Source organism: Marinomonas sp. BSi20584, assembly GCF_002792415.1.
GTDB lineage: Bacteria > Pseudomonadota > Gammaproteobacteria > Pseudomonadales > Marinomonadaceae > Marinomonas > Marinomonas polaris.
Genome location: NZ_KZ454886.1, coordinates 17,991 through 31,658, shown reverse-complemented (window position 1 = coordinate 31,658; position 13,668 = coordinate 17,991). Strand labels below are relative to the sequence as shown.

The window sequence follows — 13,668 nt, the reverse complement described above, 5'->3', positions numbered from 1 at the left end:
TCCTTGTTAAGCGTCAGATTTTCCGCCAAATACACCACCACGGATCAAATTTGCCATCACGTAATGCTGTTGTTCTGTCTCTGGTGCTTGGCCTTTTTCCATCCACTTATCAAATAAGGTATAAAAATCGTCTTTGTTGCTACGATAAGCCTTACCGCGGCTAGTAACAGAGCCAAATGGTTCAGCAGAAATTGGGCCTATCTCTTCCGAGCCTTGATACCAAGTGTCCACAGTACGGATAGCGTTACCGATTTTCTGCGAGTGTAATGCGGCGGTGCCATCTACGTCATACAAGACTTTACTCTTACGGGAATTGCCATCTAATACCAATTCTTGAGACGGAAAGACTTCTTGCCCTTCTCCCAGTTTTACAAAGGCTTCTATTTGGAAATAGGTAAAGGTATCGCTAGTCAGTCCCTTTTGAATTTCATTGGCAAAGGCGGTTAAATCATCACTTTGATAATCAAAATCGCGTAGTGATAAATCATACCCATTAAAAGCCCAAGTGATGTTGCCGTCTTTATTCTTTTGCGTCACACGAATAGAAATGTCTTCTGCGCCGACACGGTTGCGCCATAAAAAACGACCACTCGCGATATTGGATGCATAACGATGCGCCAACACAGCAAAAGATTGTTCTTCAATATAAGATTTAATAGTACTGCTCAATACTTCTTGGTAATCAGGGCTATTGCATGCAGAGGGCGTTGGAAGGTCTCCCAATACTCGCAAACTGTACACCACTTTCAAAGTGTCACAGTCAAATGGTAAAGCCGCTGTATCAACAGTTTGTAAGTTCGCTTTATTCACTTCTTGGTCTAACTTTGCTGAATCATTCAAAACAGCGCTTTTTTGTCGGTTAGAAATAGTGCCTCGTACCGATTTTTCTTGTAACGCTATCGGCTTCCACTCTCCGTCAGGTTTAGCCCAATTCCCTGCGAACAACAAACCATCTGAGTTTGCCAGTTTACGTTCGAATGCCAATACTGATGCGGTTTTTACTGCTGCCATGCTATTTCTCCTCAATGGTTTGGTTTGTTTCGTCGTTTAATAAGATAGGTGTTTCTGGTTTAAAGTCGTTTTTACAAAGATAAAGTGCGTTGTCTGCTTGGTGTTCTTGATACCAAAAAAGGTGGTTCAAATCGTCTATTCGATGTGGACTGATCCATTGACCCAGTGAATAAATCGATTCAACAAACTGCACTGGGCAAGAGCGGTCTCGAACATGCTCGACTTGTCCCGCTTCGTAGACATCGGATATACCTTGATAACCCACCATGATAGGCTTGAGCCATCCGGTGTAATCAAGGCGATCTGTCGTCCATTCTGCTTTGTCGCCTTTTGGTTTAGATGACATTTTTCGGATACTAAAATCTAAAAACGCATCCAAAGGCGATTTTTGACTTTTCTCAATATGATCTTGCAGAACATCATCACGACTCACTAAAGCGAATCCTGGAAGTAACTTGCGAAGGAAAGATTTTCGAGTAGTGCGCTCTCGATTCATGGCTCCAATGTCTGTAATAAGCTCAATTTCACCGATACTTTGTACCGCACCACCAGCAACCCTTGAGGTCAATAAAGCATCTTCTGTGAACTCGACAAGCATCTCTTCTATATCTGGCGGTGTTGGGCCCGATAATTCGATCAAAAGCGACACATCCACACGCATTTTGCCTTCTTCATTGAAGGGTGCCGTACTGCCGTCTTTGGTTAATGGGTTTCGAGTTAAGGCGAAATAGTTTTCACGACTCATGTTGTTGCTATGAGACTGCACTTGACTGGCATGACAAATTACAGCACAACCGTTAAGCGTCAGCTTTTCCGATACTTTGGCTTGTATCTTTCTTTGTAGAGCGTGAGTCAGCCCTAAAAAGCTCGTCATGGAAGGGAAGCCCCACGTTAAACCTGCGATGGCATTCACTCCTTCCACTTTAAGGTGTCTAATGACCAGTAATTTATCCATCAAAAAGCTCCTTTCACGTCGTCTTGCACCAGTCTAAGCTCTTGAGCGGTGAGCACTTTCCACTGCACAAACTCAACATCGCCTGTGGCGATCTCGGAGTTTTTCTCTAGCTCTGCATTTAAGAAACGAGCGAAATCGGCAGCGACTAAACCTTGCCACTCTTTTTTATCAAATTCGTCTTCAAACTCCTTATCGAAGGCTCGTCGATTCGGATCTAGCCAAAGCTTTTGATGAAGTGGCAAATGACAATCTGGATGAGAAGACCAACCCGCAGGAAAAGACCGAACACTAGCCCCATAAGCCACCAGCTGATCGACAATGTCATCGATACGACGTGCTCTTTCCGCCCGCGTTTCCCAAACACTACGCTTATTCAAATTGGCGACTAAGAACGTCTTCAATCCAATAAGATGCCCATAAACCTTGCGAGAAAACGGCCCACGAAAAATGGACTTCACTTTTAACGGTGGTTTTTCTTGGCTTTGCCATGTTGGCGGAGCACTGTTTAGTAAGAAAGAGCGCCCTCCGCGACCAGAGTTCAGTTGGCTAATATTTTGTGGTTTTGTTCCACCAAACGCTTGCACTGCAACATCGGGAAATTCAATAGTGATAAGTTCTGACTCTTTTTCGCTTCGACGTGCTGCCCGAGCTTCTTTTTGCTCTTCTGAGAAACGCGCATGTTGTAAACGTTCAAAGATCTCTTGGGAAAGCGAGGTAGCATAAAGTGGTAAAAGCAGGTGGTAATCACCGTTAATAGGCCAATAAAGCTGCTTTGCTAATTTATGAGAACTTGGGTCTTTGGCGGTCACTGCTAACTTAAACCCTGCCAACCACTCAATCAATTGCGCTTTGGATTCTGCGAACGATTCAAAAGGAGACATATCCTCTTGCTGAATAAAGTTCACCAGCAATTTGCCATCGTCCTGTTCAAGCAAAAGTAGCTTACCCACATCCAACGCAGCCGCATTGCCAACCACATCAATCTTTGGACTTTCTAAGATAGACGTGGAAACAAACGGCGACTCTGATTGTGCGCTTGTATTCGCAAACAGACTCGTCCCTTTGGCGTCGGAATGCGTGAATTTCAGCGCATGTGTAACGAGCTGCAATTGCTTCGCACGACTTGCCGCGTCACTCAGCCAGTTCGCTGGTTTAAAACGGTCTTCTTCACTGACTCGTAAAGCGGCCCGCTCCATTTCATATGCCGCGACATTTTCTACCGATGCCGCTAGCACGCCTTTTTGTGTGTCTTTATCGAACTTGTCTAGCCGATCCTGCTTGCGACTGTCGATGTAATCGCGGATCTTGTCGGATAACGATATTTCTTCCAACGTCATATCCTCTTCCTTTTGTTAAATATTTTTATAAAAACCTAACACAGCACTCTGTTGCCACACGTCATTTTCGCCACTCTTTCGCAGTCTAATCGTGCCAAATTGTATAGATGCGTCACTAAGCTCTAGATTAAGCTTTTCCGCTAAATCGATTAATGCACTTTGATAATCAAAGTCTTTTACCCAGTTATGAACGCCAATGGCGAATGTATGCTTTTGGTTACGCTGAAAACTTTGTTTGTCATCGGCTTTTAATTCACCATTGTCATGCCAGCGATGCATAGTGGGTTCGTCGTATTCTTCCTCTAGATAGAAGCAATAGGATTCATCTGGTGTATGGCGACGAAATGGCAACTTGCGTTGTAAATGGTTCGTCCAATGACAGGGTTTGTTCCACCATAAGCTGGCAAAGGCTTCACCGTTTTCTTTGCCCTTGCCCCACAGCTGGGAATGCAGAGCCGCGTGCTCTAAATCCACAAAGCGCTTGGTTGGCGTTAACGAATCACGTTTTTGAATTCGCGGTAAAGCATTAATCGTTTGATATTCATTTGTCTCTAATAAGTCTTGCAGCTTATGACTGTCTAACAAAAACGCACCGCCTTCAAAGCCTGGTTTTGCGTAGGCGGCTTTTTCATTTTTCATAGCTCGCACATTTTGATCCAGCAAATGAATGTTCGACGCTTCCACCGTCGCATTTGAGTGGCGCAACACTCGTCCCGCTAGCTGAATTAAAGAACGAATCGACGATGGTTCCACTATGGCCCAATCGTAGGAGTGATCCCTTCCCACTTCGGTCACTGGACTACCCAGTACCACAAAAATATGCTGATCATTTGGATGAGCTTGCAACGCAGCGCGAATACTTGGCTGATGCCAAATGGCATTCGGGTCTTTGCGATTTAATACTGTGTCCAGCATTTGCTCAATAGAAGAGCGTTGCAGTAAAAGAAACTGACTGTGATAAACACAATAATGAATCTGAATACCTTTAGGGCTTGGTGTATTCATTAAGGCTTTAGCCACCGCTACTAACGGAATGATATTGGCCATACGCACAAGGCCAAAACTGGCTTTAGGGGGCAAGGTCGGATGGCTATGATGATGCACATTGTGGAGTGCCAAGATACTTTGATGAACACACTGAGCGACGGTGTAGATAGCACTAGACCCATTTGCTTCGCTATTACACTCAATCAACTCGACACGACGCTTGACAGGTTGCTCGAGCAATTTTTCGGCACGTTTTATCATGAGTTGTTGATGATGCTCAGAAAACGCAGAGCATTCGCTGGCCTGAATGGAATCACTGCGAAATTCATCAAACCAAGCACACACAACATTGGGTGTTTGACTTGGATTTATTTTTACCGATGCTTCATATTGCTTACGGCCAGCAAGATAAGCATCAAACAAAGCATTGATCAAATCGGGTGGCAACGTCGCCGATGAAAGTAATACATTCGACCCTAACATACCGGCCCAGTTCACCAAGCGACACAGAGCAGGTAAATCCTCCAAACCAAAGTCATCAGGTTCATCGAGCACTAGATCAGAGGTCAGCAAACGCAGCATGGGGGCTATTTGTTTGCCTCCTCGACTGCCCTCGGTTGATGGTATCAAATGATCAATCGTGCTGACCAACACAGGTGCATTGACCAATTTATTATTCTTAGGGGAGTGCTCTAACCAACGCGATAACGGCCCATCGCCTAGCATTCCTTCGTAACTGACGTAGCTGTCTTGGTCGCTAAAATCATTGGCGGATTCTGAACCCAACAACGTCTCCTGCTGGCTGTCCTCTTCTAGAGTTTGCTTGGTTTTTGCCTGTTCATGCAAATCTTTCACGGCTTTAGAGCCGATAAGAACCGCTAGGTCTTCGTCATCCAATCGCAGTAATTCTTTAAAAGCATCTCCTGTTTGCAAGGTTAACGTTCGCAATCCAAGCGCCACACTGAATCGGCATCCTTTTCTGTCGTCGGCAAGGCCATACATAATACGCGCGTTGGCAAAGGTTTTGCCTTTGCCAGTGGAAGCGACATTCACCCCAAAAAAACCATGCTGTTTTGCTTTATCTCGCACGCTGACCGCTAATTCGTAGGCTTTATTTTGCCAAGCGAAACGACTGTCTAGCGTGCGTTTCTTCAATTCAGGATGCCGAGTAATAACAGGCAAGGACTCTTTTAACGAGGACAAAGACCGTACTATTTGATGGCTATGACGGTACACACCTATCAAATGCTCGTCTAAAGTTTGATTATGCTTTCCATTATCTCGGCTACCCCGCTCTCGCCATGTATTGGCGAAAACGCCTTTATAACCCTTGCTGTCATGCCACGGACTTTTAAGGCCGATGGACTTTTGTGAAGAATAATAATGATCACCTAACATCAAACTCAAACGAGCGAGATGCAAGGAAAAAGGCTGATTGAGCCAGTCTTGAGCCAGTAGCTGTGTACGTTTAGCACCTTGCGATGCAATACGGCTAATTCGCTCACGCCAGACTTTACTGCAAAATGGTGAGCCCTTTTCAAAATTCCAGACTGCAGCTATCTCTGAAGGCTTCCACTCTTTATTGTCACATTGAGGTGAGTTCCATGCCGCCCTTACATAGCTATCCATCAATAATTCTGGATACTTCACATAATCAGTATTGTCACCTAAAGGCTCTAGCAATTTATGATGGGAAAGAATTAACCAAGCAACGGCTTTCGCAACAGGTGGCAACGCCACATATGGTGAAGAGACTTTGATATCTAGCCCATCTTTTGTAAGGCGCGCCATAACGCTACCTTCAATATTGTCTGGTAGGTCACTTAACAATGTGAGCCATGCGGCGTCTTGCTTCCCCTTATCAACACCTTCTATCGCGTGCAACACGAAGGCTTCAAATAGTCGCACTGACACCCATTCATGACGATAAGGTTCGTAGCTTTGCGTTTTCTTTTTCGGATTTAGCTTGTCTTGAAAAGCTTTATTGGCTTTACCAAAATCATGAAACAGTGCTGCAATCCCAGCCAACACGCGAATATCTTCTGCGGTTTGCCACGTATTTTCATCGCCTGAGCGCAAGATATCTCGACCCGTTACGTTCGTCGGCACACTACCCCATTCGTTAAAACGACGCGGATTACCCACCAACCATTTCAATTCGGTTCGGTTACGACCCCGAATCCAATGGCATGCCACGGAAGTGTTTCTACGCGCGGTCTTTTTGAGTAATTTACGTAACGTGGCTAAGCCTTGCTCCGTTATGGCGGTTTGCCATGTTCGATCTCCCGTTCGCTCTGCAAACTGATCGATGACTCGGCGAGTTTCTTTTAAGGCTTTTTTAGAGCATTGGGAGACTAGAAGGATGTTCATTTCTTTTCCCCAAGCGTTTCACTAATTTGCTTGAGGCTATCGATCATATAATCGAGGGCTTCGTATCGACGAATATTGGTAATACAGGCTTGACGAAATTCTTGCTCAGTATCGCCATTCATCGCACTAATAAAAGCTTGCGGAAGAATGATGCCATCTTTTATTAAATCGGCAGCATCAAACACCAATCCACCACGACGAGTTTTACCATGCAACACAGACAATCCATGAGGTAAACCTAATACCCAAGTCGCCGTAGCACCTAAGCCATAAGCGAGATAATTACCATGATCCAAAAAGCGGTTAGCGAGATCAACCCCCGCCCCCTGTTTCACACGTTTAAAATCATTATATCCAGTGACGGCACAAATAATTTTGTAGAGTGTTTTGGTTAGTCTAGCTTCGGCGAGCATAAGTTCTTGAGTATAAGACACTTTGCGAACAGCTTGCTCAAAACTGTCTAACGCTTTATTTAAATCGGCCACACTGATCACAATGCCAGCGTCTTTCAAAGCAGAATTGTTCGTCCACTGCTGTCTTGTGTATTCGATACGAAGAGCCTGAATTTGCTTAGCGGCTTCTAAGCGCTTCTCTTCATCAAACCAAAACGACACCCAAGATTGAAGATATTCAACGGGGCGATACTCACTTTGGGGACTGAAAAATGACACATCAAAATCAACTTCATTAGTCGAGAACAATGGCGCGCCACCACCTCCACAAAAACCAATCAATACACCTGATTTTGCCAATTCTCGAACGGCTGCCTGTGTTATAGATGTGCCATTTCCCAACAACAAACAAGTCGTGTTAGCAATGGGAATATTCCAATAAAGAGATTGCTTCCCTTCGTCGGTGACATATTCTACTCGGCCATCCTTGACCAAAATACGACAATATTCAAGGTAGTACATATTGGCTCGTTTGGAGTGCAATATGGTTTTCATGTCCGATGGTGAGAACTGTTCCATTGCTTGTCCCTTCTCGTTCTAGTTGCCTGCCTTGTATCCACTGTGCCTTGCTTTTTCATGTCTCACAATGCTGTCATTTTGCACAGGTAAAGTCATTTGACAGGTTTTGCCTTATGTCAGTGTTAATTGATGTTTATCAGTCAAATAACCATTGTTTTATGTCGGTATAGTTAACACACACCAGTTGCTGGGCTTGAGGGTTGACTGACAAAAGTGGTCATTACTCTGTGTCACCGTCATCTTTCTTAATGCGTTTATTTTTTGAAGGTGGCAGGTAGTTATCGGAGGTAATCACCTTTTTTCCTGTTTTAGCTTCCAGATCCTTTCGGGCATTTTTGGCAATAGAGCCACCCGCTAGGGCTGCAGTTTTGTTTTCATCCATCCCTGTGGCCTCTTCGGTTTCGGCAATCTGTCGAGTGGATAATTCTGCAAGAGCAGTAAAAATTAACTCCGCCTCACTCATGTGATCACGCAGATTCTGGCTTTTCAGACCTTTAAGGTTTTTATGCGCCTTGATACTGGTATCTGCCCATTCTTGGTGAATAATATTGGTGAGAATGGCAAACTCTTCACCTTGTTTGATATCGTGATCAGCCCAATAATCGGTTAATTTATTGCGGGTCTCCTGCCCTGTCATACGCTGCTGGATCCATTTTTCACTGCGGCCATGTTTTTGCCAAGTCTCCCGAGCTCGGTCAAGCGAGCGGGAAGGGTCTGCCATTTCTTGCATGCGTTCGTAACCCACCTTAGCCAACCAAAGCTTTATAGGCTCAGCCTTGGGACTGGGTACAGATTGCACTAGGCGCAACAAGGTTTCAGCGGTAGCAACATCGGTCAGGTAGTTTTTGCCATCCGCTGCAGGAAGTTTCAGTCGGTGACAATCTGTCACCGACTGACTTCCCTCCTTAGTAAGTCGTTGTTTTAGTTTGTTCCAATATTTCCTTGCGGTTTGATAATCAGCCTGTTGAGTCAACACTTGTATAATATCAATTACCGAAAACCACCAGATTTCGGCCTCTTCATCATAAACGCGGCGAATTTGATAATCTTCAAATAGGGTCATATCATTTTTCATTAACATCACTCCTTAATGTTAGTTTGATCTGATAAAAATTAAACATAATCATACTTTGGTCTTTTTAACTAGATGGTGAGAAGGGTTTCATTGTCTGCCCCTGTGTCCATATTTGACGGTGTTTATCAGTCAAATAACCATTGTTTTATGTCGGCGTAGTTAACACATACCAGTTGCTGAGCTTGCGGATTGGCTTCGAGCATTTTGGTTTTGATCTGTAAGTCGTCTAGGGTGTATTTAACAAGAGCGGCGCGGGTGGTGATGTGAAGCTGCCCGTTGCTCATGCCGTAGTCGTTTTCCAGTACGCGTTTTTGTTTTTCAGTAAGGCGGGAATCGGGGGCTAGAATGAGGGTTACTTGAGTGTTCCACAGTGCGTCTTGTTGTTCTGGGTGTTCGCTGGTTTTGCCGTCGTAGTCTACGTGCTGAAAGCGACTCAAGACAAAATCGAGATACTGTTGTCGCATGTCGCAGTAAGCGCGAACGTGCCAGCGCCCTGCGGTTTTCACAAAGGAATGCGGGTAAATCAGTCGACCTTGCGGGTCGCTGCTGGAAACGGATAAATATTCACAATCTACGGCGGTTTTGTCTTTAACGGCTTTTAATAACGGCCGCATGACTTGTGGCGAGACGAAGCGCGCTAGGGCTTGTATTCTGTGTTGGGTGGCGTCTTTGGCCGCATTGGAAAAGGTGGGAATTTTGCCGTAGTTTAACCAATCAAAGTATTCATCCACGGTTTGGTCAATATAGTGCGGTTTGAAATGGTCTGTTATTTGGTAGGCTTTTCGTTTGGCATCATAATCTAACGAGTTTGGGAAATCGGTCTGATATTGTTTAAGCAGCTGACTGACACTTTGCCGCGTGAGGCCCAAAGCTTTCATTAATGGTTTTGTATTTATTTGCCCTTCCCAAAAGGCGATCAATTCTAACATCCAATAGCGCTGCACCAACTCCATCTGACCATTCCTTTACACTTTGTGGCCTAGCAATGTAACGCAGTTTTCTGAGATAACCAAACCACAATTGTGGCGTTTTTTGTCGTCAGATCAATAAATGTGTTTGTTTATTGATTAGCGCTCTGCCTATGAAGATTTACCTACGTTCTCTTCTTATTGCGAAGTAATTTATTCACTTCACGATCAAAGTCTGATTCTATTTTTTGCTGTTTATTGAATTGTTCATACTCAGTATGAGCTTTTTGCTCTGCAGCTTGACGCGATATTTGGCCGTAGCCTTCTAGCACTTGATATTCATTGAAGGCTAAAAATTTATTAACGCTTTCCGCAAAGGCTTCCATGGTAAATGTATTGCGGCGCTCAATGATGCCTTCAATGTAGTCAAAAAAGGCTGACACCGTGCGCTCTAATTTTTTGATTTCGTCTTCACTTAGGTAATTTTTCGCGATGGTTGTATCGGATTTTAGCACGCGACCTGAAGGGGCGTTTTTATAAGTTGTCATACCCATTAAAGGTTGTTTAGCATCGGCTTTTAGTGAAATAATTTCTGCTGCTGTATGTCCTGTGATGGCAAAATGAAACTTGTCTTGCACATGAGCATAGAACAAGTGCGTTGTTTCTGAACGAGGGTCGTAATCAATACTGCATTCAGCAAAAATATCGGTTATTTGCTGATAAACACGTCGCTCACTGGCGCGAATAGAGCGAACACGCTCTAGCAACTCGTTAAAGTAATCTTTGCCAAAGAAGCGACCATTTTTAAGTCGCTCATCATCCATAGCAAAGCCTTTGATGATGTAATCTTTAATCAGTTGAGTCGCCCAGATACGAAATTGGGTTGCTTGCGTCGAGTTAACTCGATAGCCGACCGAAATCACAGCATCTAAGTTGTAGTATTCAAGCTTGCGCTTAACCTCTCTTTTACCTTCTTGTTGAACCGTTTCCAAAAAGGAAAGAGTTGCGTCACGCTGCAATTCGCCAGAATCGTAGATATTATCTAAATGCTTTGAAATCGCAGGTACTCCCACACCAAACAACTCCGCTATTCGCTTTTGCGTAAGCCAAATGGTTTCACCACTGAGCAATACTTCTACTTTTACCTCTCCATTCGGGGCGGTATAAAGTAAAAATTCTGAGGTTTGATCTTGTAAACTAAGTCGCGTATTTTTGGTCATAACACCCTCTCCCAATGGTTAATTTTATCTGCATCCATGCATGTTAGTTGACGGTACATACAGCACAATTCTAAAAGAAAGTACCACACTAAACACTATCCGCTATAGTAGTACAAAAGCCTCTTACACTGTACTGCTAACCATTAGCTAATGTCCCAAACACGCCTCTACGTTCGCTCTGCCCTAATCATCCAGTTCCTTGGGGTTAGGCTTTTCTCACAGAATTTTCCTATCTCGACTTGATAGCCGTTTTCTTCTAGGTACATGGCGCGGTCGAGGACGAGCCAGTATTCCAGTGCAGGGCGAAAAAGTTGGCTGATGGCTTCGAGTTTTTGAATTTGTTGATAGCGAGCTTCTCCGACGCTTTCGAAGTTTTCAAAAGAGATTTTAGAGGTTAAGTCCGTTAGTCCTTTTTGCTCAGCGGCCCAATGGCAAAAGGCATCGAAGCTTTGGTTGAGTAAGGCTTTTTGAATAGAGGGAACGGGGAGGTAGTCGTCTTGCTGGCGGGCGTGGCGTTGCCATGCGTCGAAGCCGAGGCGGTAAGTGAGTTCCAGTTGTTTGAGGCGTTGCTCACGTGCACCAGCGGTGGCGACTTCTTTGACGGCAAGTTTAAGGTCGGCTTGGCGCAGAGTCAGTGCCGATTGTTGGGCAGTTTGTGATAATGGCTGATAGTAGCTTGCTTGCGTCAGGTGATAACAGCAAGGGGAAATACAAAGCATTGCAGTGTTCGCGTCAACAGCCTGTTCGATCAGTTCACGATGTAAATCTCCACAGGCATGGAGCGCGACGGCACTGTGAGCGTTTGCTAACGCGGGTCGCCCTTCGCCTTTTAGCACATCGGCATGAGTGAAGGTCTGCGGAAGTTTTAGTCGCTTGGCTTCTTGTTCGCCCGCTTCGCACAACGTCTTTTGCCATTCGAGGCTGTGGATTGGTTTGTTATCTTGAAAGGCTAATAATTTGCCCAAGTGGCCTTTTCCCGCGCACCATTCCACATAGCTATTGGCTTTTGGTGTGTGTGCTACAAAGGCTTGGATTTGAGACCATTTACGGCCCTTTATTCCTGCTGAGACATAATTTGGCACATTATTAGTAAGTGTTCGCTGCGGTGATTTATCAAGTAAATCAGACTTTGAAAAATTAAGCGCGGCTTGTAGGTCTGGGCAGAGTCGAAACACTTCCGCGTAGAAACTCTCGTTTTCCTTTTCTAAACTATCTTGCTCTAAAAGAGCCGATAACTCTGGATAGGTATTTTTCCAAGGGTTATCAAGCCGAGCAAAGGTATCAAATTGCCAGAGTTGAGTATGCGTTTTTAGCCAAGTATCAAGTGATTGAAAACGCTGTTGGAAAGAGGTCATAAACTGGCTCGTCGGGGAGGAAAAACTAGGTGTCTTTTTTTCTTTACAGTATTGAGGAAATTTCCCTCTCGCTTGCATTGTATTTTGTCATAAAAACGGCAAAATGAAGAGGCTATTCACGCAACGATTATATTCACAGCGATTTTCCTGTGACATAAAATAAGGACCCCGTAACTATCATGTTCAAGCATCTTAAAGCCGTTTCAGGCGACCCTCTTTTAGCTCTTATTATGGCTCACAAACAAGATCCAAATCCGAAAAAAATCGATTTGGGTGTAGGTGTTTATAAAGACGATAATGGCCATACACCGATTTTAAATACGGTAAAAAAAGCCGAATCTATTTTGCTTGAACAAGAAGACTCTAAAAGCTATCTAGGTATTTACGGTGCTACCGAGTTTGAAGCCATTATCAAAGATTTGATTTTAGGCGAAGGCAATGAACTGATCACTTCTGGTCGTATTCGCTCTACACAAACACCTGGCGGTACAGGCGCATTAAAAGTTGCAGCGGATTTTATCAGCGCAAACTTAAAAGGTGCTCGCCTTTGGGTAAGTGATCCAACTTGGGGTAACCACAAGTCTATTTTTGACTCTGCTGGCGTAGAAGTAAAAGACTACCCATATTACGATCCAGCGACAAATGGCCTACGTTTTGATGACATGATGGCGAAGCTAGAAGCCGAAGTAAAAGAAGGTGATGTGTTGTTGCTTCATGCTTGCTGCCACAACCCAACAGGTATCGACTTGCAATTCGATCACTGGAAAGTCCTAACCGATTTCGTTAACAAACGCGGTTTGTTGCCATTGGTCGATGCGGCATACCAAGGTTTTGGCGACGGTTTAGATGAAGATTTAGCTGGCTTGCGTTATATGGCTGCCAATGTTCAAGATATGCTGATCGCAAACTCTTTCTCGAAAAACTTCGGCATTTACCGTGAACGTTGTGGTGGTTTGAGCGTTATTGCTGCGTCTGCTGATGAAGCCAATGCTGCATTCTCTATTATTGGTCAAGCTATTCGTGCGAACTACTCTATGCCTCCTGCTCACGGTGCGGCAGTAGTTTATACCATCATGAGCAACCCAGAACTAAAAGCTGAGTGGATTTTAGAAGTTGCTGCTATGCGAGATCGTATTAACGGTTTGCGTGAAAAGCTAGTAGTTAAATTGGCTGCGTCTGGCGTGAGCAAAGACTTTAGCTTCATCAAGGATCAGCGCGGCATGTTCTCTTACTCTGGTTTAACGCTAGAGCAAGTTCGTACATTACGCAGCGAATACGCGATTTACATTGCCGACACTGGCCGTATGAGCATTGCCGGTGTAAGTGATAATAACATAGATTATTTGTGCGAAAGCATTGCAAAAGTTGTTGGTTAATTTAAAAAGATATCTCTTTTTAAACATCATTGCTTTTAAAACACAGCTCTAAAACAAAAAACCGTGATCTAACCAGATCACGGTTTTTTATTGCTGCTTTTAG

10 protein-coding genes are annotated in these 13,668 nt (G+C 44.3%); 1 reads left to right on the top strand and 9 read right to left on the bottom strand.

The features are described 5' to 3' along the window. Positions 1-6 precede the first annotated feature (6 nt). From csy3 to TY87_RS16015, 9 genes are all read right to left on the bottom strand, one after another. On the bottom strand, positions 7-1,011 hold the full coding sequence (gene csy3, locus TY87_RS16055; protein ID WP_100187844.1) for a type I-F CRISPR-associated protein Csy3: 1,005 nt from the start codon (positions 1,009-1,011) through the stop codon (positions 7-9). A 1-nt stretch (position 1,012) separates the two neighbouring features. Beyond that, positions 1,013-1,966, bottom strand: a complete 954-nt coding sequence (gene csy2, locus TY87_RS16050; RefSeq protein WP_100187843.1) for a type I-F CRISPR-associated protein Csy2 — start codon at positions 1,964-1,966, stop codon at positions 1,013-1,015. Then, positions 1,966-3,303 (bottom strand): type I-F CRISPR-associated protein Csy1, encoded by a 1,338-nt coding sequence (csy1, locus tag TY87_RS16045; RefSeq protein WP_100187842.1) that lies wholly within the window; start codon positions 3,301-3,303, stop codon positions 1,966-1,968. The genes csy2 and csy1 overlap by 1 nt, the downstream gene beginning before the upstream one ends. Before the next feature lie 15 nt (positions 3,304-3,318). Beyond that, positions 3,319-6,660 (bottom strand): type I-F CRISPR-associated helicase Cas3f, encoded by a 3,342-nt coding sequence (gene cas3f / locus TY87_RS16040; RefSeq protein ID WP_100187841.1) that lies wholly within the window; start codon positions 6,658-6,660, stop codon positions 3,319-3,321. Next, on the bottom strand, positions 6,657-7,631 hold the full coding sequence (cas1f, locus tag TY87_RS16035; RefSeq protein WP_100187840.1) for a type I-F CRISPR-associated endonuclease Cas1f: 975 nt from the start codon (positions 7,629-7,631) through the stop codon (positions 6,657-6,659). Before cas1f ends, cas3f begins: the two co-directional genes overlap by 4 nt. A gap of 220 nt (positions 7,632-7,851) precedes the next feature. Next, positions 7,852-8,694: a BRO-N domain-containing protein gene (locus TY87_RS16030; RefSeq protein ID WP_198432116.1), complete on the bottom strand. Its 843-nt coding sequence runs from the start codon at positions 8,692-8,694 to the stop codon at positions 7,852-7,854. 137 nt (positions 8,695-8,831) lie between these two features. Further along, positions 8,832-9,659, bottom strand: a complete 828-nt coding sequence (locus TY87_RS16025; protein WP_100187838.1) for a BrxR family helix-turn-helix transcriptional regulator — start codon at positions 9,657-9,659, stop codon at positions 8,832-8,834. 140 nt (positions 9,660-9,799) lie between these two features. After that, positions 9,800-10,834 carry a virulence RhuM family protein gene (locus tag TY87_RS16020; RefSeq protein WP_100187837.1) on the bottom strand — a complete coding sequence of 345 codons (1,035 nt, stop codon included), beginning with the start codon at positions 10,832-10,834 and terminating at the stop codon, positions 9,800-9,802. A 167-nt stretch (positions 10,835-11,001) separates the two neighbouring features. Further along, positions 11,002-12,189: a methyltransferase gene (locus tag TY87_RS16015; protein WP_232617159.1), complete on the bottom strand. Its 1,188-nt coding sequence runs from the start codon at positions 12,187-12,189 to the stop codon at positions 11,002-11,004. Positions 12,190-12,368: 179 nt separating this feature from the next. Here TY87_RS16015 and TY87_RS16010 point away from each other — a divergent pair, with 179 nt between their 5' ends. Beyond that, positions 12,369-13,565 (top strand): amino acid aminotransferase, encoded by a 1,197-nt coding sequence (locus tag TY87_RS16010; RefSeq protein WP_100187835.1) that lies wholly within the window; start codon positions 12,369-12,371, stop codon positions 13,563-13,565. The last annotated feature ends 103 nt before the right edge of the window (positions 13,566-13,668 follow it).